Consider the following 22,343-nt stretch of genomic DNA (forward strand, 5'->3'; position numbering starts at 1 on the left):
AATGTAGGCGTTGTGATCTTATTAGATGCGTTTACCCTGTCAAAAACCCGGACCATCAGGAAGAGAAACAGAACCTGGCATAAAATCCATATTTCCCTTCCCTTTCCCTTTTATTTTCTCTTCGTCTACAGGCGCTGATTGAAACAATCTATGATCATGAATTTTTTTTAAACAATTAACAACCTCATTAACTGATTCCTTTTTTTGACTATAAGATTCACTATGGGATTCATCGATACATGCCTCTTCATAGAGTCCTTTCCCGGTCATCGCTCCCGAGAGGAAACCTCCCAAAAAAAAGGTACTCATTCCAATAATACACTCAACTAAAGCCGGACCAACCAAAGGAACAGCAGGAGGAACAAGTAAAAGTAGAGCATATACTCCTACCATCAATGCGGCCATCAGGATACCACCGATAATGGCACAACCCATTACGTATGCAATCTGACTTAAGTTTGATCTCAATGCAACTTCTTCAAATTTTTTGAGTGCTTCTTTTTTTTCACCATCATTTCGTGAGTTGTCTAAAATTATTTGAATTGTTTCCTGCAACTTTTCTACTATTTTATCTGCGTTCTTACATTGATTAGCCAGAAGATAATCCCTGTATTGATTTAAAGAGTTTTTTACAGAGTCAGCCAGAGACTCTTCGCCATTTAATTGGATAAATTGATTAAATTGTCCTTCAATTTCTTTAAATGCAGCGTGCATTTTATCATTTGAATACATAATGAATCCTCTTGAACTTCAAGTTATTCCAAAGCACGAAAAGTAAAAGTATACTTGAGAAAGTGTGATGTTGGGACAACAACAAAAAGAATAGATAAGCAATATTCTCATTGTTTTATTATTTTTTGATCATACACTACAATTAAACTGAAATCATCCTGAAATGGAGAAATTGTGTACACTACCATTTTACACGCCACGGACTTGAGTGAAAATCATTTTGATACTTGCCAAAAAGCCGCTGAAATCGCTGCCTGTTTTGGTGCAAGGCTTCATTTGCTTCATGTTATTGAACTCCCCTCCTCTTTTCAATTAGCTCAAGGATTAGGATTTACCGAGATTTCTGCTCCCGTTAAAGAAGATGCGCAAACGGTGATGAGGCTTTTGGGAGAAGCCCTTGATATTCCTCCCGAGCAGCAGCATGTAGAAACAGGATCAATAAAAATGACCATTCTTGACAAAATCAATGCATTAGGATGTGAGCTTGTTATTATAGGCAGTCATACACCGGGCGCTCTACCTGTTTTTCCCGGGAGTACCGCCCACGCGGTGACACACGGTGCGCAATGTGACGTATTGACTTTACGAGACATTACTAAAGATAATCGTTGAGTTACTCAGTTTATTATGACTCAATACGTATGCATGCGAAATTTTATCACGGGAAAGGTGCAAGGCGTCTGGTTTCGAGCCTCCACTCAGGAACAGGCAAAAAAACTGGGAATTAAGGGGTGGGTACGCAATTTAACAGATGGCCGAGTGGAAGTTTTTGCCTGTGGAGAAAAACAGTCTCTTGAGATTTTTCACCATTGGCTAAAAGAAGGGCCGCCCTTGGCCAAAGTCAGTAAATGCTCACGAGAAGATTTACCCTGGCAGGATTATGACAGCTTCGATATTTTAAAATAATAACCCTTATGAATAACAAAGTCTGCTGTCGTAGAAACAGAATCAACTCCTTTGATTCCGTATAATACCTTATAAACAGAATACTCATCCAACAAAAATTTCTATCTTGTCATGAGCTTGACAAAAAAGATAGAGGGTCATATTTATATATCGACACCTTCGGCACCTCCCGCTTTGGAGACATAAAAAGCCGATAAGCTGTTTTCGGATTGTCTTTTGTTATTATAAGCTTTTCTTCAAGATTACTAGATATCGCTAAATACATATCTTCTTTCTCCTCAGCGGAAAGAGTGTCAAATAATAAATTAGCTGTAGGTTCGTTAACACCCCTGTTTTTATTGAGGGCGGTTATTGCATTCTCCCAAAGTTTTTTTTGTTCTAAACATGATAATTCTGCAGATACAAATTCGAATTGGGAAAAATTTGCCTCCTCAGCCATCTCAATATTCTCTAAGATAACTGCATTATTATGCGTAGTTATTAACTTCTCCCAAAGCTTCAATTTCTCTATAGTGCCCAGTACAAAATAGGAGACTAATTCAAGATTGCATAAGTCTTTCGCTTCATCTATGTATTGCAAAATAAGTGGTAAAACGTGATCAATGTTAGGGATACTCGTTTCCTGGGGAGATCTTTTTTTTAAGATGGCAATCTCTTGCTCTCTTTTTTGCTTTTCAATTTGTTTATCAATTCGTTTTTGGTTAACCTCTTCAATAAACCCAGGTTGCTTACCTTGATAATTCTGATATTGTTCAATCAGTTCGTTAATTAAAGGTAAAAAATCTTGTTCTGTTTCAAACTGATCAGTCGAAGCGATAACTTTATTCAGCTCTTTTTCCCAGCTTTCAAGGTTCAAATGATATTCATGGCGTATAAGGTTGGCGTTTTTAGCAACAGATAATGCTGCTTTAAGTTCACTCCATTTCAATTCGAAATCTTTTACTTTATAAGTATCAATAAGCTGTTCAATACACCTCACTATTTTTTCCCAATGATTTTCTTCTCTTTTATATCCGTACAAACCAGGAAAAAAACTGTTTTTTAATTTTTTATGGGATTGAGCTATCATATTGAGTGTTATTAACATAATAAAACCTTTGTATAGGAAAAAAAGAAGTAATTATATCAAAAGTAGATCAGTTGGTAAATAATTTGATCAAATAAAAATCTCAACATTGAAGTACTCTTAGTTAGAAACGTCTGTAATTTTGGATCGCTTGCTGTTGAGGGAACGCAGTGTCATCAGGGTGGCGATCACCTAATGACACGCTGAATTGCCATTAGTAACCTTCCGGCAAAGACATCAGGCTGGCATTACCCCCGGCTGCGGTGGTATCCACCGTATACGTTCTTTCATGACATAAACGCAATAAATAATACGGTCCGCCTGCTTTTGGTCCGGTGCCTGATAGTCCTTCTCCTCCAAAGGGTTGTAAACCAACAACCGCGCCTATCATATTACGATTAACATAGCAATTTCCCACATGAACACGCTGCTTGATATAATCCACCGTTTGATTAATTCTGCTGTGAATGCCTAAGGTCAAACCATATCCTGTATTATTGATTTGCTCGATTACTTTATCGAGAGATTTACGTTTATAGCTAATAACATGCAATATAGGCCCAAATACTTCTTTTTCCAAAGCAGCCATTGTATCTATCGCAATCGCTGTTGGAGGCATGAAATAACCCGTCTCGCATTCTTCAGATAACTTACATTGGTAAATGAGTTCATATTTTTGCTGCATGCTGGCAACATGAGCTTTTAATGCTGCCAGGGCTTCACTATCGATTACAGGTCCCACGTCCGTCGATAACCAACGAGGATCGCCTACCTCTAATTCAGCCATAGCACCTTTCAATAGATGAATCATACGCGGATAAACTTCTTCCTGTACATACAAAACACGCAAAGCGGAACAACGTTGCCCTGCACTACCAAAAGCAGAGGTCACTACGTCAATAGTCACTTGTTCCAATAAAGCAGACGAATCTACAATCATTGCGTTTTGGCCGCCTGTTTCAGCAATTAAAGGAATAATTTCGCCACCACGGGTAGCAAGAGTACGATTAATATGAGTCGCTGTTTGGGTCGAACCTGTAAAAATAACTGCTTTGATGCGCTGATCTGCCACTAACGAGGCGCCGACCTGTTCACCACGTCCAGGTAATAATTGGATAACGTTGGCAGGAATATTCGCTTTATGCATCAATTGTACAGTAAAAGCCGCTATTAATGAGGTTTGTTCCGCAGGTTTGGCAATGACGCAATTACCTGTGACTAATGCAGCAACAATCTGGCCCGTAAAAATAGCCAGAGGAAAATTCCAGGGACTAATGCACAAAACAACACCTCGCCCGTGCAGGCTAAGCTCATTTAGCTCACCTGTATAACCATGCAGCTTAGCCGGTTTTGTCATTAACTTTTCCGCCATCCGTGCATAATAATGACAAAAATCGACCGCTTCACGCACCTCGGCAATCCCATCACTCCAGGTTTTACCTGCTTCAAGGCAAGCCAGGGCAAGTAATTCTTCCCTGTTTTCTTCCAAGAGATTAGCAAAATGTTCAATACAAACTATGCGCTCCCGTACAGGTTTGGCATTCCAGACAGGAAATGCCCGTGTGGCTTGCGACAGCGCCCAATCAATATCCTGCTGAGTCGCCTCACTAACACGGCCGATTGGCCGTTTTGAATTTTGGGGAGAACTTACACTCCGATCGACTTCACCACCCTGCTTTCCTTCCGCCAAAAGAGGCCTGGCAAGCCAATGGGAAAGATCCATTTGAATGTATTCTTCCTGTAATTTTGCAACAGCTTCCCTATCCGTAAAATCAAAACCACTTGAATTTTTTCGTTCTGGCAAAAAGATAGAGGCGGGTAAAGGAATATTTTGATTAATTTTACCTAGCAAATGATTTGCTTTACTCACTGGGTCCTCAACCAGAGAGTTTATTGGCGCTTTTTCATCGACAATTCGATTCACGAACGAAGAATTTGCCCCATTTTCCAACAAACGACGTACTAAATAAGGTAATAAATCTTCATGACTGCCCACAGGCGCATAAATACGGCAGGGAATATTCAAAGCATTTACAGGGACAACTTGCTCATAAAGTTCGTTACCCATGCCATGGAGGCATTGAAATTCAAAATCACGGTAATCTCCCACCAGATTTAACACCATCGCTACAGAATAGGCGTTATGCGTGGCAAATTGTGGATAAATCGCGTCGGTCATTGTTAAAAGTTTTTTAGCACACGCCTGAAATGACACGTCGGTAAATACCTTTCTGGTAAATACCGGGTAATCTGCAAAGCCCTGCATTTGCGTTTTTTTAATTTCACTATCCCAGTAAGCTCCTTTAATTAAACGAACCATCATACGACGACGTTTTGACCTTGCCAATTCGGCAATCCAATCCAACAAATAAAAAGCTCTTTTTTGATATGACTGGACGGCCATTCCAAACCCATGCCAGCCATACAGGCTGTCATCGCTAAAAACCCGCTCGATGACATCAAGAGAAAGATCCAGACGCTCCGATTCCTCAGCATCCACGGTCAGGGCAATATCAAACTCTTTAGCCAGGTGAGCCAGTGCTAATAATCTGTCCGGTAATTCTGCCATAACACGAGCGCGCTGCGCTTCCTGGTAACGAGGATGTAAGGCAGATAATTTAATAGAAATACCTGGCCGTTGATACACGGTTGTCTTTTTATCCACGCTTTTGCCAATTGTTTCGATAGCTTCTTTATAGGATTGAAAATAACGTTCCGCATCAATAGCGGTTAAGGCTGCTTCACCCAGCATATCGTAAGAATAACGATAGCCTCTCGCCTCTTTTTTCTTTGCTCGTGACAATGCCTCGCCAATAGTCCGTCCTGTTACAAACTGCTTACTCATGATCCGCATTGCTTTATCGACAGCCTTACGCACCATTGACTCACCGCTGCGGTTAATCACTTTAAATAATGCTTTGGATAGCATCGACTCTGATTTTTCCGGAGTTAAAACCTTACCAGTCAGCATCAAAGCCCAGGTTGTTGCATTAACAAAAAAAGAATCACTTTGCCCACGGTGTGACTGCCAGTCTACATTCGTCAATTTATCTTTAATAAGAGTATCGATCGTTGCATTATCAGGCACACGCAATAAAGCCTCTGCCAGACACATTAAAGCGATACCTTCATCACTTGACAAAGAATACTGATTAAGAAATGAATCTATTCCTGTGTTTTTTTTCCGGGCAGTGCGTATTTGCTCAATCAATGCAGTTGCCCTGTTTTGGATAGCACCAACCTGGTTTCCCTCTAATGCCGCTTTTTCGATGAGTTCTGTCATTAAAGTTAACTCATCCATACGATAAGCTTTATTTATCCGGGCGCGAGCACCTTGTGGCAATTGCGCTGCATATCGCTCAAGCATTATTTTCTCCAACGAGTCAAAAATATCAAACGATAATAATGTAGAATATTTCGAATTGAAATCCATGCCAGAACAAATTTACTCAGTATTATAAGCATCACCAGATTGCCTTTTAACCATAAAATTAGACTTAGACTAGCCAAAATAGATCTAATTATGATAATATTGCACTTTTTTAATACTATTAATCCGGCAAAAATCAGACTAATTGGAGTAAAATAATAACTTTTTGTTTTTATTTTTATCTTAAAAAAAGATGTAGATGTTATTTAAGTTCATGAATTGACAAATATTTTACTTTTATGAACAACAGTTGACTCAGTAATTTTACATTTGTCTTTCTTGTAAATATAATCACCATCTTTTTGCAAACTTATTTCTGGCGATTAATGACGAAAAAAGGAGAGTTATGAATACAATACTAAGCCTGATTTCCGCAGCTTTTTTTTCAACTGGCATTGCAACCTACAATCCAGCCGCCACCAAAACATTTGATATCAATGAACATGTCCAACACTTAAGTAGAAAAGCCCCTGAGCTTAATAAAAAAGTGCTTAAACTTGCTTTAACTGCCTACCAAAAAGCAGCATCCAAAGGTGCGGTTAAAAAACCTGTGCTTACAGTCATTGATTATTCTTTACCTTCCAATAAACAACGTATGTGGGTATTTGATGTGGGCAGGGAAAGACTTCTGTACAATACGTATGTAGCCCATGGCAGGAATTCAGGCGCAGATACCCCTCATCATTTTTCTAATAAACCATCCAGTAAAGAAACCAGCCTGGGTACCTTTGTCACACGCGATACCTACATAGGTTCCAAGGGCTATTCCTTGAATTTACAAGGACTGGAGCGTGGTTTCAATGACAATGCTTATAATAGACGTGTGGTTATTCATGGCGCATGGTATGTAGAACCTGATTTCATCAAAAAAGCAGGTCATGCCGGACGGAGCTGGGGATGTCCATCTATTGCGCAGACACTCGCAAAACCTGTTATTAACACAATTAAGGGCGGTTCTGTAGTATTTGCCTACTACCCTGACAGCTATTATCTTTCTCATTCAGGTTACGCCACGGTATAAATAACAAAGCCAGGGGGATTAAACCCTGGCTTTTTGCAGTCTTCCGTCAGAACGTCCTGTTCCAACAATAAATCGTCCCTGATAATTATTTCCCTATAATTACAATTCCTTTTGCAGGACCTCAACTCCATTGAAGTCATGCTTGAAAATTTAGCAGGGAGATTGTTTCCTCGCAAGTCAGTTTAGTCGTGCCTTACACATTAACTTTTCATCGTTGTTTTTTATTTAACTTTATTATTCAATAAGTTAGACAATAACAAAGAATAATAGATCACTTAATCGCATTGATTTCTTATTGTAAATTGAGAAATTTCTTGGGAAAAAGGAAGCCTATAAAATAAAAAATATTCTAAAAAATAGTAAAATCGCCTTGATAAACCCTCTAATTATGATAGTTTAAGCAAGTTTCATATCGTCTATGATTTTTAGAGTGATCGTCATGTTCCAGCAAAATGAAAATGCAAAAAAAGACAAATTACAAATCATTGACTGGTTAGTAGAACACTTTCCCAATGCTTTTTTTAAAAAAGGGAGCCAGGTCAAACCGTTACAAATCGGTATATTTGACGAAATTATTGATTTTTATGAACGCCTGGATACACCACCTTTTAGTAGAAAAGCCTTGCGAGACGCCCTGAGCTACTATAGCTCGTCCCCTGCCTATCTGAAATGCCAAAAAGCAGGAGTTGCTCGCGTGGATTTGTTTGGAAATGAGATTGACGTAGTTACGGAAGAACAAGCCAAATACGCTCATCAACGTCATCAACAACGTTATGCAGATAAAAAAAATCAGGGTTTAAAACAGGAAACCAAATAATTTACTTTCACTGAACTCTGAAGGGCTGCTGTACGGCTTAATGGATTGTAACTCATACCAGAGACACCTCGGAATTCAAGCCCCGCCTTTCTTATCATTGTTGCCAATTCGCTTGGTTTAATAAATTTATCAAAATCATGGGTTTGCCTTGGCAATAAACCAAGCAAGTATTCAGCGGCTACAATTGCCGTAGTATAAGCCTGAGCGGTTCTATTGAGCGTGGATAAAAAAAGATAGCCCCCTGATTTTAGTAAACGACTACAGTGCTCAATCACTAATTGGGGGTCATTAACATGCTCTAACATTTCCATACAGGTAATTACGTCAAAATCTTTTCCTTCATAATCTTCTATCGGACAATAAATATAATCGATATCCAAATGATTGCTTTTTGCATGTTCTTTTGCTGCAATAATTGTCTCCCTTTCTACATCCAGCCCTGTAACTTGCGCTCCTTGTAAAGCCATGCCTTCGCACAAAATTCCACCGCCACAACCCACATCAAGAATAGTTTGATTAGGTAGCGCACAATATCGTTGAATATACTCAATTCGAGTTGAATTAATATCATGCAAGGTTTTCAGGGGACCGTCTTTATCCCACCACAATGCCGAGTGCCGTGAAAATTTAGCAACTTCCTGCTCATTAATAGTCGATTTATTAGTCATAGCGATACAGTAAATCCAAAGGTTTAAAAAATGCCAATACTTCAGGATTGGTAATAAAACTTAAATTGTATGGATGCTCCGCAATTAAGCAAGGAAAAAGATTAACCTGGGGCACTTCTTTTGCAATACTGCCAAACAAAATTAACTGAATAGCAGGTCTATCCTGAGCCAATTGATTAAGGAGATTATTCATAAAAGGCTTCCAATGACGAGCGTGAAATCGCACCTCATCCTTACTGTATACTAAAGACGCATTTAGCAACAAAAAACCTCTGCTTACCAACGAATTAAAAAATTCGTCCGCGGTTTGCCAGAAACAGGTTTTATCAAGAAGAGCAATTGCTGCCTGTGAATAGTCCTGATGCAAATCACCCCTGGCAATTAACATCATCTTTATCCAATTACGCAAAGAGGTAGCGCGATTTACTTCTTTACTTAACCCTGTCTCGCTCCATAAATAATGAACCGCCGCATCCCAAAACGCATAACCATTTGCCGATTGCGGTCGTGGGTAAGGCGATTCTCCTAAAAGAATATAGTTAGTGTTGTCCAGAGGAAGACTAAAGGCGGCAAACAACGCCTTTAATCCCGGTAACCAATCCCTGCGTTCCTGCAACTGCAAAAGATAGTTTTTGTCCATCTGTTGAAGTGCTGTATTAAGGATTTTATGCCATTGCGGATGAGTTTTTTGAACTAAATTATACATGTAGAGTCTTCACAATTTCATGCGGACAGAAAATTCAACGAGTACCGAATTGCCAATGAAAGTCGGCATCCAATGTCTTATTAAAGATCTCTATAGATGCCAATTCTTTTAATTAGCCTTACGTTTTACTTGACACTTGCAAAGCCCCACGTGCCGTGACTTATCCATGGCATACAGGAAGAAGCTGGTTTCCTGCCACAATCTCTGGGTACCGCGGACACGCCGCGGTATGTAGGTATCATAGTCAATAAAACTTAAAGTGCCGACTTGGCGGCAATGCGGTACTCGTTGAATTTTTTGTCCGGTACAAAGGGCGTTTATCTATTTTATTTAAAACATCATATTATCTTAAGCTTTTAATACTAAAATAACCATAGAAACAATAAAACCCGGAAATTAACCATGCCAAGTGTAATCGCTGCAAAAACAGGAATGACAAGTGAACGTTTACATAATCATAATTGTTTTTTTTATTTAAAAGCGCTTGAATTATCTAATCCAATTATACGAGAAATAAAAACAATAGATCAGGATCTGGCCAACGATCTCGATGATATAAGAAGAACTGACATTGAGGGATTTAAGGAAAGTTATCCCTATGCCGATCTTTATACCCGATTTTTTTCTGTTATTGAAAATAATATCGAAACAATTACCCAACTTAGAGACAAATTAATTGCTCGTGGAAATAGCGCATCACCCTCATCCTCTTTCTTGACGCCCTATTTAGAAAAAAATCACCAGTCCCATAAAGAAGCTGCCAGGCTCTCCCTGCAGGATTGGGATAAATTTATTATGTCTATTTATGATAATAAAAACCGCGTCCTGGAACACACTTATGAAGCAATTCAACCGGTACTTTTAAATCATAATCCTTCAGCACCAGAGATTTCCAAAAGTATTACAGACCATTTACAGGATACAGGTAAGAAAATCAATAAACAGGCTCACTCCCCCGCAGAGTTAGGAGCGCCTCACTGGCGTTTGCACCAAACCTTGTCTTCGAACCTGAAGCTCCAGCACGGTACAAGCCTGGCTACTCATCGTTCTTATCATTACACAAAATCTGACTCTCCTCAGGAATTGCGCTTTGGAACTCAAGGACAACGCCACAACGGTGTTGAACGAGTCAGTCCATTATTTGAACATTGGTTAAACATTCAAGATAATAAAAAAACAAATGGCACACATCTTTATATTAATAACCTGGGTAGAGACAGAGAGGACTGGGAAGGAAAAAAAGAAAGCCGATTAACAGAAGTTCTGCATGAGCTTGAGAAAAATCATAAAAATATAGTTGTTATAACCTTGCCCGCTGATAAAGGGTTGATGCATCGTGATGAATATAAAAAAATAAAACCTGTTCATGAATATGACGTTGTTTACAACGAATTTTTACATATTGCCTTACAGGATGGCAAAGCAACCCAAAAAATACAGGATTTTTATATTAGCCCGAAAGTGAGGGAATTATTATTTAAAGATAAAAACCCACAAGAAGAATTAAAAAATTTACTTGACAAAAGCTTCTCCACGATGGGAATTGCAAAAGGGTCTTATTTATCGAGTGCACAACGACAGGCAGTATGGTTTCATTTTATTAAATTTGAACTGACTAATTATATTATTAACACTCTAAAACCAACCACCTTTAATATTTCATGTAAGGATGCGATTGACAGAGGTGGTGTCGCGTCCGCCTATTACAATTTATTAAAGTCTTTTGAAAAAAATGAACCTTTAAGTCGCGATGAGTTTGAACGCGCTCTCCATGCTGCCGCTGCAATGGTGAAAGGTCGAGGAGTAAATCATCATGCATTACTGAATTGGAATGCGCTTAATACTTATATTAACGCCAATTACGATGTTTTAAGAAAAAATGCAGGGCACCTCATTACATGGCGTGATCTGAATTGCCCTCATAATCGTGTTAGTGAACTATTAAATTTACGAGTCCAACAAGCGGAAATTGAATTAAGGGAGTTGGAATTAAACGAATTGGACAAGCCTGAGCCTGATGAGCAATTCCGGCAAGCCGTGCTTGAAGGCCAAAAAATAATCGCTGAAATCAAAAATCAAACGGCTATCGGTGTGAGCGGTAAGCGCCTGCTTCTGGAAACCGTGACTCGTGTGTCAGACCTTCTTATTCATCATAATCCCGAAAGCTATGAAAGAAATGCCAGACGCCTTGAAGAACTATCGGAAAAACTGGTGAGCAAATATCCTTTATTACAAACTCTAAGAGGTTACATCAAACGATTTATTGGCTATATTTCCCACACTGAAAAACTGGTGAGTAAAGGAGAACATTCCGTGCATGCCGCAAAGACATTTGAGGATCGTAAAAACATGCAGCGCGGTATGAAAAATCTTATTACCTGTGGCAGACCTGCAACAGAAAATAAAAATACGGAAGAAGAATATAATCCATCCTTCAAGCCGTGACAAAACCGAGGCTCATTATTCCTCTTGGTAAATACTTCATCAACAACTGGCTAAACATAGAACCCCGCACGTCACGGATGGCGGGGTTCTGACTGTTAGCTAACTTTCTGACAAAAACAGGATAGAGTCTCAATATTGCAGAGATTTGTAATTTCCGCTAATGTCGTTACTTTAGCCTGAGAATTATTATGGATCCCAGTATACAGGAGTTGCTTTTTTCGTTAGACCACCATAAACATACGATGGTAGAGCAGCTTCATCAGTTCTGCGAAATTAACTCCGGCACGGAAAATCTGGCAGGTCTCGCCCGACTAAAGCAAGTTTTAATTGAAGCGTTCACTCCTGTTGCTGATGACATACAAATTAAATCATTACCTCCTGTCCCCACGATGAATATGCATGGAGACACTCTGTTTCAGCACTGTGGTGAAGCGCTTTTTATCCGTAAACGTCCAGCATTAAAACGTCGTATCCTCCTCTGCGGGCATATGGATACCGTTTATGATGTCAATCATCCTTTTCAAACGCTGAATTACATTAACGATAATTGTATTAATGGCCCGGGGGTTGCCGACATGAAAGGCGGTTTAATTGTTCTTTTACACGCCTTGAGCAATTTTGAGAATACACCGTTCGCCAAAGAACTGGGGTGGGATGTTTTTATTAATCCTGATGAAGAGATTGGTTCCCCGGCATCCGGTAGCATCCTTAACACTATCGCACCTTATTACAAAACCGCGTTGGTGTATGAGCCGGCGATGACCGCTCAGGGAGCATTTGCCAAAAACAGGCGAGGCAGTGGAAAATTAACACTCATTGCCACAGGCAAAGCCTCTCATGTAGGGCGCGCTTTTAACGAAGGCCGAAATGCGATTTGTTATCTGGCGGAAGCCATTACCACGATTCATGCATTAAACCAACACAATAACGGGATTACTATTAACGTAGGAAAAATTGCAGGCGGCGAAGCATTAAATATGGTTCCCGATAAAGCCGTTGCCCAGATGGACATTCGTATAACCAACCCGGAAGACGAACATTGGGTTAAACAACAACTTAACCATATTATTCAAAATATGGCACGTGAAGGGTATAACCTGACTGTTCATGGTCAATTTGGGCGGCCTGTCAAACGGATTTCTTTGGCAACTGAACGCTTGTTTAAGCGTATACAACAGGCAGGTAATCAGCTGGGTTTAACGCTGGACTGGCAGGATAGCGGAGGATGCTGTGACGGAAATAATCTTGCCCATTCTGGTTTAGCTGTAATCGACACTTTAGGAGTTCGTGGTGGCGATATACATAGTTCCAACGAATTTATTTTGCTCGACAGTTTGATTGAGCGAGTTGCTTTAAGCACGCTTTTGTTAGTTGATTTAGCGCAAGGTGGACTGGAGGAGTTAACGTCATGATGCTTTTTCGCAGCGCGCGTGCATCGGATTTGGATGCGATTTATCATCTTGCTGAGCAGTGTGGCGCTGGAATGACTACTTTGCCAAAAGACAAAGAAATTTTAAGTAAACGGCTTGATTGGTCTTGTGCCTCATTTAATAAGGCAGTAAGTTATCCCTGCAATGAGTATTATCTTTTTGTGCTTGAAGAACCCGACACATCCAGACTTGTAGGAACCTCTGCAATAGAAGCAGCAATTGGTTATGAACTGCCCTTTTATTCCTATAAATTATCCAAACGCACTCGTATCTGTCATTCGCTTACTATTCGTAGTGATTATGAAGTCTTAAGTCTTGTTAATGATAATCAGGGACGCAGTGAAATTTGTACACTCTTTCTTGAACCAACGTCCCGACATAGCTCGAATGGATTATTACTTTCACGTTCACGTTTTTTATTTATGGCCCATTATCCCAATCGTTTCGCTGATACTGTGATTGCTGAAATGCGCGGTATTTCAGACGAAGAAGGCAATTCGCCTTTCTGGGATCATGTAGGACGACATTTTTTTCACTTGCCTTTTGCCGAAGCAGATCGGCTCACACTTGCAACGAATAAACAGTTTATTGCCGATTTGATGCCCAGAAATTCCCTTTATGTCAAATTGTTGGCGCCAGCAGCTCAAGCTGTTATTGGCAAACCTCACCAATCAACAATACCAGCAATGAACATTCTGTTACGTGAGGGATTCCGCTACAATGGCTACGTGGATATTTTTGATGCAGGTCCTACCATTGAAGCCCCCTGCTCCCAGGTACGAACGATTGCTGCAAGCCGTGTTATTAGTATTAGTAACATTAGCGATGAAGTAAGTTCCAAACGCTTTCTTCTCGCCAACACCAGGCTTGATTTTCGCGCTACAGTTAGCCAGGTTCTCTTTAATTTAAAGCAAAGTACCTGCATTATCAGCAAAAAAACAGCAGAACTTTTAGAAGTAAAACCCGGTGATTGTTTACGCATAGCACCTTTACAGATTGATGAGTCTACTATTTTCAGTGAGTCACAGCATGAAAAAACGGCTTGAAAAAATCGCCAGTCATTATATTAATGGATCTTGGGTAAAAGGTCAGGGAGAAGTATTGGTTTCCAAAAACCCCGCTGACAATTCTCTCCTGTGGCATGGAGAAAGCGCCACAATTACTGAAATTAATGCAGCCTGCGAAGCAGCTTCCCAATCGCTTTCTTATTGGGCATCACTTGATTTCACTACAAGGGCTGACTACCTGCAACGTTTCGCTCATGAAATAGAGACAAAAAAATCAGATCTCGCTTATCTGATTGCTTTGGAAACAGGTAAACCTTTATGGGAGGCTTTCACTGAAGTAAATAGTGTGATTCAAAAGGTCAATATATCGATTCAAGCGTATAAGGAACGTAATGCTGAAAAACTGACAAAAACAGCCGAGGCAGACGCTCATTTACGTTTTAAACCTCATGGGGTAGTAGCGGTCCTCGGCGCTTTTAATTTTCCAGCCCATTTAAGTAATGGTCATATTGTGCCAGCCCTGCTGGCAGGCAACACCATTATTTATAAACCAAGCGAGCTAACACCAGCGGTCGCTCAATTTATAATGCAATGCTGGCATGAAAGTGGATTGCCAGCCGGTGTTATTAATTGCATCCAGGGTGATGCTTCCACTGGCAAGTTATTATTATCGACCGATATCAAAGGCGTTTATTTTACAGGCAGTTACCATACTGGAAGACAAATCCACCAATCTTTCAGCGGCCGACCAGACGTTATTTTAGCGCTTGAAATGGGAGGTAATAACCCTTTGATAGTGGATCGCATTAAAAATATTGACGCGGCCTTATACTGTAGCCTCCTCTCAACCATGATTACCGCAGGCCAACGCTGTACTTGTGCAAGACGGCTTTTTATTGCCAACACGCCGGCAGGCGAGCTCTTTTTAGAGCGCTTTATTAAAGCCTGTCAAAACCTGCGCGTAGGTCCATTTACCGATCAACCAGAACCCTTTATGGGGCCTGTTATCAGTTCTCAGCATGCACAATCGCATTTACAAGCCCAACAGGCCCTTATTCACCAGGGGGGGGAATCTTTATTGACCATGAATCAGTTAGTCGCTGAAACAGGTCTACTGTCACCCGGTATTATTGATATGACCAGGGTTTCTCAACCTGCTGACGAAGAAATTTTTGCTCCTTTGGTTCAAGTGTACCGCTATGATGAATTTGACGAGGCTTTGGCCCTTGCCAATCAAACCCGCTACGGCCTGGCAGCCGGTTTATTATCCGACAGCAAAGAACGTTATCAACAATTCTACCAAACAATTCGCGCAGGACTTATTAATTGGAACAGGCCAACCACAGGAGCGGTAAGCAGTCTACCTTTCGGTGGAATTGGTTGCAGTGGTAATCATCGACCGGGGGCTTATTTCGCTGCTGATTACTGTGCTTATCCTATTGCCAGTTTGGAGCAATCCCATTTAACTACGCCGGCACCATTACTGCCCGGTGTTGTTCTGGACTAATTTTATGCAAGTTTACGAATTAAATTTAGATGGTTTGGTTGGCCCTACTCATCACTATGCTGGGCTTGCCGAGGGTAATCTTGCATCCACTTCGAACGCCTTGAATATTTCAAATCCACAAGCCGCGGCACAGCAAGGGCTGGCCAAAATGCGTTTATTACATCAAATGGGATTAAAACAAGCGCTACTCCCTCCTCATCAACGACCTAATCTGGAGCTATTGTATCAATTAGGATTCACAGGAATGCCGGCTCAACAAGTGAGTAAGGCCATGCGGAGTGCGCCGCAGATTTTGAGTGCCTGTTATTCAGCTTCTTCCATGTGGGCTGCTAATGCCGCTACTGTGTCTGCAAGTGCAGATACCGCTGACAATCACGTTCATTTTACAGCAGCCAATCTCGTCTCTCATTTACATCGCCATCAGGAAGCTGATTTTTCAAAGATCCTGCTAAACTGTCTATTTCCTGATCCCGCTTATTTTACTCACCACCCTGTGTTACCTAAAAGCCTGATGACGGGTGATGAAGGTGCCGCCAATCATAATCGCCTCTGTGTAAACCATCAGGAAACAGCGCTCAATCTGTTTGTATACGGCAAACAGACTATGGGAAAAAAGAGCAGGAAAGGTCCTTTAAAATACCCGGCTCGGCAGGCACTGGAAGCATCGCAGACAATTGCCCGTACTCATCAACTAAATCCAGACAGGATTCTATTTGCCTGTCAAAATCCCAAAGTCATTGATCAGGGTGTTTTTCATAATGATGTGATAGCAGTGGCAAACGAATCTCTCTTATTAATTCACGAAGAAGCATTTTTGCAACAAGCAAAAATCCTGGATGAACTGCGGGAAAAAGCCAATTTTCCTTTACAAATTATAGAAGTCAAAAGCAAAGAGATTTCTGTAGCGGACGCTGTTAACAGTTATCTTTTCAACTCTCAGTTACTAACTCTTCCCTCAACGAATGAATCCCTGAATATGACATTAATAGCACCCATAGAATGCAAAGATAACCCAATTATTCGTGCCTTTATCGAGGAGTTATTAGCTGATCAGGCTAATCCTGTTTCGATGGTTCACTATGTCAATCTGAAACAAAGTATGCAAAATGGCGGTGGGCCGGCCTGCCTTCGTTTACGAATTCCTCTTACCGATCAGGAATTAAAGGCAATGCATCAGCCGGTTTTAATCAGTGATCACTTGTTGACTCAGCTGGAAAACTGGATTAATCGCTTTTATCGTGATCGTTTAAGCATGAATGATTTGGGTGATCCACGCTTGATAGAGGAATGCTTTACCGCATTAGATGAACTTGCCCAGCTCCTTCAATTAGGTTCTATTTATCCTTTTCAGCGCGAAAACAACGGAGACAAATAATGTGGAAGACAAGGGCTGGACAATGCATCTATCAGTCTTCAACAGGTATCCGTGTATTTCAAAATCTTTTTTTTCGCTGGCTGCAGTTTGACAGTACCGCATTACAAACCGTATTGAACCGCTATTTCCCCCATCGACCCGGGCTACACTATCTTGCCCCACTGGTCTTACCAGTGAAACTTAATCCAGCTGATTGTTGTATGTTGGGTTTAGGAGGTGGCGGTGCTGCACATGCCCTATCACCCTTATTAACTAATTTTCAATTAACTATTGTTGAAGCAAGTGCTGAAGTGATTGACGTAGCCCGACGTTATTTTATGATTGACCAATTAAAAACCCTTAATCTGATTCATCAAGACGCTAATTTATTTGTACAGCAATGCAAAAAGCAATTTCAGTACATCCTCGTTGACTTATTCAACGCAGATTCTTTCCCTGCTCACTGCAATACCGATACTTTTTTTTCTAATTGCAAAAGGTTGCTGAAACCTGGCGGTCTTCTTGTGGTAAATTTAGCCAATAAAAACGAGCAATGGCCTGTATTTAAACTGGTTGAAAAACAATTCCCTGACTCTACAATCGTGCTACCCGTTCCAGACTGCTCTAATATGATTATTTTTGCCCAAAATGGATTAATCAGCGCTTTCCTGGCGCAACTTAAAACTCATAAAATTATGAGCCAGTTAATGTGGGATAGTAAGTGGAAATATATTGCACAATTTAAAACGTAAACTCAAAAATGAGGAAGCTCGTTGATGCCATAACCTGAATCCTCCGCATCTACAAATGACTTTTTTAAGAAGAGTCAGATTTACATTTGATTACAAATGTGAAAATATGACGCCAACATTGTAGATTTAAAGTCAGTCATTATGCTTAACTCCGAAGAAGAGAAAAACCAGGGAAACGCCAAAACCTTCGTTATTAACACAATACAGAATATGGCCGAAGGTGAGGAAACCAATGAGGCAACCATCAGTGAACTAAAAAAAGCATTATTAATGTGTCCTCCTGCTTTACAAATAAACTTTCAATTTACTACCGCAGGAATGAAAGCACTGGCAGAAGCTTCAAAACCCCATTCTTTACTGACCTCTCTTACACTTTTTAACTGTCATATCACGGATGAAAAAACAGCGACATTCGCAAAGACTTTAAAAGAGCTTCATTCATTAACTTCTCTTGATCTTTCTCATAACCAAATCAATGCCCCAGGAGCAACAAGACTGGTAAGGGCTTTGCCAGACAATAATGCAATCCTTAATCTTTCTAACAATACAATCGGTAAGGAAGAGATAACTGATCTGGCAACGTCTTTAAAACAAAATACTTTTTTAAAGATTCTCAATCTTTCTGGAAATCAAATCGATAACGAAGGCGCAACAATACTGGCAGACTTTTTTTTACAAAACAATGATACGCTAACCGATCTTAACCTCTCTGGCAATGAAATCGGTTCTCAAGGTAGACAAAAACTGGCAAACGCATTACCTCATTCCTCGCTAACCACCCTTAAGCTCTTTAATAAAAAAATCGGTGCTATAGATGGAGAAGCCTTTGCAAATGCTTTACAAGATAATATTACCCTCACTCAACTTGATTTGAAAATGAGATCCATTTCTCCCACGATCGACGAGATAATCAAAACAATAAATAAAAAGATCCAACGTAATCTAGATATTAAAAAAATTAAAGAGGACACCGAATCCTCTTTTGCTCTATTAATAAATACCGTGCTTAAAGAAGACGATGAAAATGCCTGTTTGATGACAGAAGATTTATTGAACAAGGCAGAAGAGAAGATAAGTAATTATCATCTTTCTGCAATCCGGTTGTTACATGAACTGTGGATAGATTTCATGATAGCCGCGCCTCATCGCTATGAAATAAATAATGCGCTACATTTGCTTAACAAGAACAAGCTATTGTATCCAAAACAGCAAGAGCAATTAAAAAAAATTACTTTAATCTATTTTGGCGAACTCCTGGAGGAACAAAATAGCAAAAAGGAAAATTCATGGTATAGCTATAAAGAATTATTATTAGGACTCTCGCTTATTAATAATCCTGATGAAGATACGCAGGCATTAATTAAAAGAAGTTTCTGGGCTTATTTTAATCCTGGGGCTCATAACTCATCACTTGCGTTACCGGATGAAGAAAGCATTATAGAAGCACTAATAAATCATAGCGATTCTCCGGAATCACTTCTGAGCGAAGCGCCTCAACTCGATAAAGCCATTTATTCGCTTATCCATGCTGTGCTTACTAACTCTTCTAAACAAGACTCTCAGCATAAAGCCATCGATTTATTGCTCTTACTCCAAAACAACAGTAAAGAAAAAGATGCTTTATTACTTGATGGCCTCTCTCTTTATTTTGAATATAAACCACACGGTCCTTTTAACTTTCTCGATGTTTACCGTTTCATACAGCAGAATGTATCCATTGAAATAAATGAAGACAGTGCAAAGAATAAACTGATTGAATATTACCAAAATATCAAACAACCTCTTGCGAAAACGCCGACCTTTTCAATAAAAAACAACTCTAAAAATTCTTTTTTTCAACCCCTGAATAATAATTCAAACAACGAACAAAACCTGCAACCTGCTCCCAAATAATAGTAATCGTTCGTAGGCGTCATTGCAAAGACAAAGTCATTCCTGTGAAAACGGGAATCCAATCTCAACTTCCCTCATCACTTTGCTTGAGAGAAAATCCCCGCCTTTCCCGGGGATGACCTATATAAAAATCACAGAAAGGCAAATAATTTCAAATAAATCAATTACCCATGAGTTGCAAAAAAATGAAAAGGTCTCTCAAGGACAAGTCGCGGTTCGTGGGCATCAGAACATATAGAACAGCAAAGAACACCACCTATCGCTTCATGATGATGCGCTTATCCTCGCCCTCAAGAACAGCGGTTTTACGCGCAGTTTGATAAGCGCCGAAAGCAGGCATTGTCTTTAAAAAAGAGCTGCTGCACCGTTCTTTGAAAAAAATAAAAGACCTTACTTAATTTTTCTTCCTGCCATTTATCATACTTCCATTAAATCTTTTTCTTTTTCATTAAGTACGGCATCAACATCAGCAATGTACTTGTCAGTAAGTTTCTGAATGATTTCTCCGGCTCGGCGTTCTTCATCTTCAGAAATTTCTTTGGTTTTTACCAAATCCTTAAGATGATTATTTGCATCACGACGAATATTGCGTATCGCCACGCGACCTTGTTCACCTTCTGCCCTTACAACTTTAATCAACTCCTTCCGACGTTCCTCAGTTAAAGGAGGCATAGGTACACGGATTGCGCTGCCAGCTGTTGCAGGATTTAAACCTAAATCAGAAGTTAAAATTGCTTTTTCAATTGCAGCAACCATGGATTTTTCCCAAGGTGTCACTAATAAGGTACGAGAATCACTACTTGTAATATTGGCAACCTGATTTAATGGTGTCGGATTACCATAATAATCTACTTGAACATGATCAAGAAGGCTTGCATTAGCTCGGCCAGTACGAATTTTAGTTAAATCATTTTGTAAAGTTTCAACTGTTTTTTTCATTCGTTTTTCAGTATCTTGCTTAATCTCATTGATCATGCTCTGCTCCTACCAAAGTTCCTATTCGTTCACCTAGAACAATTTTTTTCAACGCACCTGATTCTGCCATATTAAATACTTGTAAAGGCATGCCATGATCCTGACATAAACAAATGGCTGTGGAATCCATAACTTGTAATCCATCTCGTAAAACCTGCTTGTAGGTAAGTGAGTCATAACGAGTGGCCTGCGGATTTTTAACAGGATCGTCCGAATAAATGCCGTCAACCTTAGTTGCTTTTAATACTATATCAGCACCTACTTCAATCGCTCTTAAACAGGCGGCAGAATCTGTAGTAAAAAAAGGATTTCCTGTGCCTGCGGCAAAAATAACCACATGACCATTACGTAGATGGGTCATTGCCTTACGACGATGATAAGGATCAACAACACCTAACATGGGAATTGCTGACATGATTCGCGCAGGTAAATCTATACGTTCCAGAGCGTCACGCATAGCTAAAGCATTCATGACCGTTGCCAGCATGCCCATATGATCACCAGTTACCCGGCCTAAACCTGCTTCAGAGAGCGCTTTGCCACGAAACAGATTACCCCCGCCAATTACCAACCCGACTTCAACACCCATGTGAATCAGTTCAGCAACCTCATTGGCAATTCGATCAAGCACAGAAGGGTCTATACCAAATTGAGCTTTACCCATCAAGGCTTCGCCACTACATTTCAGCAGGATACGCTTGTACTTTAATTGCAAAGAATTAGCATGCATCATTGATCACGAACCTGAGCCATCACCTCTTCTACAAAGTTATCTTCTTTCTTCTCAATACCTTCGCCCACTTCAAAACGAATAAAAGAAAGAACTTCGGCATTTTTCTCTTTAAGTAATTGTCCTACTTTTTTGCCAGGATCTTTTACAAAAGGTTGACCAAGTAAACTTACCTCATCAATAAATTTGTTAATTCGGCCTTCAATCATTTTATCGATAATTTCTTGTGGCTTACCACTTTCCCGTGCCTGAGCAGTAAAAATATCGCGTTCGTTCTCAATAGCTTCAGCGGGAACCTGCTCGCTACTGACAACCATAGGACGACTGGCTGCAATATGCATCGCTACATCTTTTGCCAAAGACTCATCACCATTTTTTAAGGCAACCATGACACCTATTCGGCTACCATGTAAATAAGTACCAATAACCCCTTCACAAGACATTTTCACTAATCGGCGTAATTTTATATTTTCACCAATTTTGGCAACTAATTCCTGTCTGCCCTGCTCAACGGTAGTACTCGAATCCGCCATAATTTCATTGGCCAGAACATTAACGTCTTCACTGGAGGACTGCAACGCAGTTTCCGCAACTTTATTAGCAAAGGCGGTGAAATTTTCATCCCGAGCCACAAAATCAGTTTCACTATTGACTTCAAGCATAACAGCCGAACGGGTATCAGCAGAACGAACAATAACAATCACACCTTCAGCAGCAATCCGGTCTGCTTTCTTATCTGCCTTGGCCTGACCCGCCTTGCGCATCTCGGAAATCGCTAATTCAATATCACCATTGGTAGCAACCAAAAACTTTTTGCATTCCATCATACCGGCACCGGTACGTTCACGTAATTGCATAACTAATGCTGCACTAATCGACATCTTCAATCCTCCACATAGCAAAA

At 40.1% G+C, this 22,343-nt stretch carries 19 protein-coding genes; 11 read left to right on the forward strand and 8 right to left on the reverse strand.

Annotated elements, in window-relative coordinates; all coding sequences use genetic code 11:
* Window positions 1-39: 39 nt before the first annotated feature.
* Window positions 40-732, reverse strand: coding sequence for a hypothetical protein (locus T345_RS0111715; RefSeq protein ID WP_028389505.1), 693 nt, complete (start codon window positions 730-732; stop codon window positions 40-42).
* Between the two features lie 174 nt (window positions 733-906).
* On the opposite strand from T345_RS0111715, the gene T345_RS0111720 reads away from it, so the two are divergent.
* Complete coding sequence (locus tag T345_RS0111720) at window positions 907-1,344, forward strand: universal stress protein (protein WP_028389506.1); 438 nt, start codon at window positions 907-909, stop codon at window positions 1,342-1,344.
* 15 nt (window positions 1,345-1,359) lie between these two features.
* A complete protein-coding gene (locus tag T345_RS0111725) occupies window positions 1,360-1,638 on the forward strand; it encodes an acylphosphatase (protein WP_028389507.1) in 279 nt (92 codons plus the stop codon).
* 109 nt (window positions 1,639-1,747) lie between these two features.
* Here T345_RS0111725 and T345_RS0111730 read toward each other — a convergent pair whose 3' ends face one another.
* Complete coding sequence (locus T345_RS0111730) at window positions 1,748-2,725, reverse strand: hypothetical protein (protein ID WP_028389508.1); 978 nt, start codon at window positions 2,723-2,725, stop codon at window positions 1,748-1,750.
* 193 nt (window positions 2,726-2,918) lie between these two features.
* Window positions 2,919-6,071, reverse strand: a complete 3,153-nt coding sequence (putA, locus tag T345_RS0111735; protein WP_028389509.1) for a bifunctional proline dehydrogenase/L-glutamate gamma-semialdehyde dehydrogenase PutA — start codon at window positions 6,069-6,071, stop codon at window positions 2,919-2,921.
* 409 nt (window positions 6,072-6,480) lie between these two features.
* Here putA and T345_RS0111740 point away from each other — a divergent pair, with 409 nt between their 5' ends.
* A complete protein-coding gene (locus tag T345_RS0111740; RefSeq protein ID WP_028389510.1) occupies window positions 6,481-7,155 on the forward strand; it encodes a murein L,D-transpeptidase catalytic domain family protein in 675 nt (224 codons plus the stop codon).
* Between the two features lie 439 nt (window positions 7,156-7,594).
* Window positions 7,595-7,972 carry a ProQ/FINO family protein gene (locus tag T345_RS0111745; RefSeq protein ID WP_028389511.1) on the forward strand — a complete coding sequence of 126 codons (378 nt, stop codon included), beginning with the start codon at window positions 7,595-7,597 and terminating at the stop codon, window positions 7,970-7,972.
* On the opposite strand, the gene ubiG is transcribed toward T345_RS0111745, so the two are convergent.
* Window positions 7,945-8,640 (reverse strand): bifunctional 2-polyprenyl-6-hydroxyphenol methylase/3-demethylubiquinol 3-O-methyltransferase UbiG, encoded by a 696-nt coding sequence (ubiG, locus tag T345_RS0111750; RefSeq protein WP_028389512.1) that lies wholly within the window; start codon window positions 8,638-8,640, stop codon window positions 7,945-7,947. The two genes, T345_RS0111745 and ubiG, sit on opposite strands and share 28 nt — an antisense overlap.
* Window positions 8,633-9,346, reverse strand: coding sequence for a uracil-DNA glycosylase family protein (locus tag T345_RS0111755; RefSeq protein ID WP_028389513.1), 714 nt, complete (start codon window positions 9,344-9,346; stop codon window positions 8,633-8,635). The genes ubiG and T345_RS0111755 overlap by 8 nt, the downstream gene beginning before the upstream one ends.
* A gap of 402 nt (window positions 9,347-9,748) precedes the next feature.
* Here T345_RS0111755 and T345_RS14295 point away from each other — a divergent pair, with 402 nt between their 5' ends.
* From T345_RS14295 to T345_RS0111790, 7 genes are all read left to right on the forward strand, one after another.
* Window positions 9,749-11,791 carry a hypothetical protein gene (locus tag T345_RS14295; protein ID WP_028389514.1) on the forward strand — a complete coding sequence of 681 codons (2,043 nt, stop codon included), beginning with the start codon at window positions 9,749-9,751 and terminating at the stop codon, window positions 11,789-11,791.
* A 188-nt stretch (window positions 11,792-11,979) separates the two neighbouring features.
* Window positions 11,980-13,203, forward strand: coding sequence for a hydrolase (locus T345_RS0111765; RefSeq protein ID WP_028389515.1), 1,224 nt, complete (start codon window positions 11,980-11,982; stop codon window positions 13,201-13,203).
* Window positions 13,200-14,267, forward strand: a complete 1,068-nt coding sequence (locus tag T345_RS14300; RefSeq protein WP_051555257.1) for an arginine N-succinyltransferase — start codon at window positions 13,200-13,202, stop codon at window positions 14,265-14,267. The genes T345_RS0111765 and T345_RS14300 overlap by 4 nt, the downstream gene beginning before the upstream one ends.
* Window positions 14,251-15,735, forward strand: a complete 1,485-nt coding sequence (astD, locus tag T345_RS0111775) for a succinylglutamate-semialdehyde dehydrogenase (RefSeq protein WP_035919012.1) — start codon at window positions 14,251-14,253, stop codon at window positions 15,733-15,735. The genes T345_RS14300 and astD overlap by 17 nt, the downstream gene beginning before the upstream one ends.
* A gap of 4 nt (window positions 15,736-15,739) precedes the next feature.
* Window positions 15,740-17,110 (forward strand): N-succinylarginine dihydrolase, encoded by a 1,371-nt coding sequence (gene astB / locus T345_RS0111780; protein ID WP_028389517.1) that lies wholly within the window; start codon window positions 15,740-15,742, stop codon window positions 17,108-17,110.
* Entirely contained in the window at window positions 17,110-17,841 is a 732-nt protein-coding gene (locus T345_RS0111785) for a spermidine synthase (RefSeq protein WP_028389518.1), read from the forward strand. The genes astB and T345_RS0111785 overlap by 1 nt, the downstream gene beginning before the upstream one ends.
* Before the next feature lie 141 nt (window positions 17,842-17,982).
* Window positions 17,983-19,734, forward strand: coding sequence for a leucine-rich repeat domain-containing protein (locus T345_RS0111790; protein ID WP_028389519.1), 1,752 nt, complete (start codon window positions 17,983-17,985; stop codon window positions 19,732-19,734).
* A 417-nt stretch (window positions 19,735-20,151) separates the two neighbouring features.
* On the opposite strand, the gene frr is transcribed toward T345_RS0111790, so the two are convergent.
* The 3 genes from frr to tsf are packed head-to-tail and all read right to left on the reverse strand — an operon-like array spanning window position 20,152 to window position 22,320.
* The gene (gene frr, locus T345_RS0111795; RefSeq protein ID WP_028389520.1) at window positions 20,152-20,709 is read right to left on the reverse strand and encodes a ribosome recycling factor; all 558 of its coding nucleotides are present in this window, start codon (window positions 20,707-20,709) and stop codon (window positions 20,152-20,154) included.
* The gene (gene pyrH / locus T345_RS0111800) at window positions 20,699-21,442 is read right to left on the reverse strand and encodes a UMP kinase (RefSeq protein WP_028389521.1); all 744 of its coding nucleotides are present in this window, start codon (window positions 21,440-21,442) and stop codon (window positions 20,699-20,701) included. Before pyrH ends, frr begins: the two co-directional genes overlap by 11 nt.
* Window positions 21,439-22,320 carry a translation elongation factor Ts gene (tsf, locus tag T345_RS0111805; RefSeq protein WP_028389522.1) on the reverse strand — a complete coding sequence of 294 codons (882 nt, stop codon included), beginning with the start codon at window positions 22,318-22,320 and terminating at the stop codon, window positions 21,439-21,441. Before tsf ends, pyrH begins: the two co-directional genes overlap by 4 nt.
* Window positions 22,321-22,343 lie beyond the last annotated feature (23 nt).

The sequence above is a fragment of the Legionella fairfieldensis ATCC 49588 genome (genome assembly GCF_000621525.1).
GTDB classification, from domain to species: domain Bacteria; phylum Pseudomonadota; class Gammaproteobacteria; order Legionellales; family Legionellaceae; genus Tatlockia; species Tatlockia fairfieldensis.